We start from the raw sequence: 1,193 nt of genomic DNA on the forward strand, positions 1-1,193 counted from the left end.
ACGCCAATTGGCCAATTGCAGGAGATTTAACCATGTCAAAAACAATTACCCTCTCAGAACCTTTAGAGCGCCACAACGGGGAAACCATTACACAGGTCACGATCACTGACACGATGAAGCAAGTGGGTGCCCTACGTGGGTTAAAACTGTATGACGTCATGACAAGTGATGTGAACTCTCTCATCACGCTATTGCCGCGTGTGACACAGCCGCGTTTGACAGAAGCAGAGATTAACAGCATGGGGATTCAGGATTTCACAGCACTGGCAAGCGGTGTTGCTGATTTTTTAGCACCGAGCTCGGAAGCCGATACGATCAAAACACAGGACGAAAAATAATTCCGTGCCCGTTTGTGGAAACAGACGAAATTATCGCAGATATCGCGACGGTTTTTCACTGGGCCCCGTCTGAGTATGACGCAATGACCGTGCTCGAATTATTAAAATGGCATGAACGCGCAGCCGCACGCAATGGAAGTGATTCATGACAGATCGTAATCTTAACATCCGTGTATCACTGAGCGCCGCTAATAAGTTATCCGGTCCCGTTAGTGCTGCCAGTCGTGCAGCGGCGGGGCTGGCTTCTCAAATCAAATCAACGTCAAGCGACATTAAGAGCCTGGCAAGTCAGGCAAAAACATTTGACCGCTTAAGCGATTCTATTAAAAAAAACGCGGAGGCTTACGACAAAGCCAAAGCTAAAGCCAAAGAGTTAGCGGCGCAATTTCCGCGGTTCAGGGAACAAACCGAAGAACAGCGCAAAATCCTGCTTGCAGCCAGACAGGAACGGGATCGCTATGGCCGCACACTGGCTAAAGAAAAGCAGAAATTGCAGGCTGTGGGTGAACAGATGGATAGGCATAACATTTCTATTCGTCAGAGTGATAATGTTACTGCCCAAATAACCCGTCGCACTGAAATTTACAATCAGCAATTAGCCGAGCAGCAACGGCGATTAAATGCGGTCACGCGTGCCCAGAATAGCTATAGCAAAGCCAAGGAAATGCGCGGGAAGCTTGCCACCGCAGGGGCTGCTGCGACGGCGGGTAGCGCGGGCTTTCTGTATGCTTCATCTCGCATTATGGCCCCCGGACGAGATTTTGACGAGGGGATGTCTGGCGTTCAAGCGTTGACTCGTCTCGATAAAAATGATCCTCGCCTCAAAATGCTCAGAGAACAAGCCAGGGCGTTAGG

2 protein-coding genes and 1 pseudogene are annotated in these 1,193 nt (G+C 49.8%); all 3 read left to right on the forward strand.

What is annotated here, in order from left to right:
* Nucleotides 1-338: phage tail assembly protein (locus tag LG003_RS23015; RefSeq protein WP_315903415.1), on the forward strand; the 338-nt coding region annotated here is incomplete at its 5' end.
* An 83-nt stretch (nt 339-421) separates the two neighbouring features.
* Nucleotides 422-487 (forward strand): GpE family phage tail protein, encoded by a 66-nt coding sequence (locus LG003_RS23300; RefSeq protein WP_315903414.1) that lies wholly within the window; start codon nt 422-424, stop codon nt 485-487.
* Nucleotides 484-1,193: pseudogene (locus LG003_RS23025) on the forward strand (phage tail tape measure protein); the annotation flags it as partial. The gene LG003_RS23300 and the pseudogene LG003_RS23025, both read left to right, overlap by 4 nt.

Source organism: Photorhabdus kleinii, assembly GCF_025384885.1.
GTDB lineage: Bacteria > Pseudomonadota > Gammaproteobacteria > Enterobacterales > Enterobacteriaceae > Photorhabdus > Photorhabdus kayaii.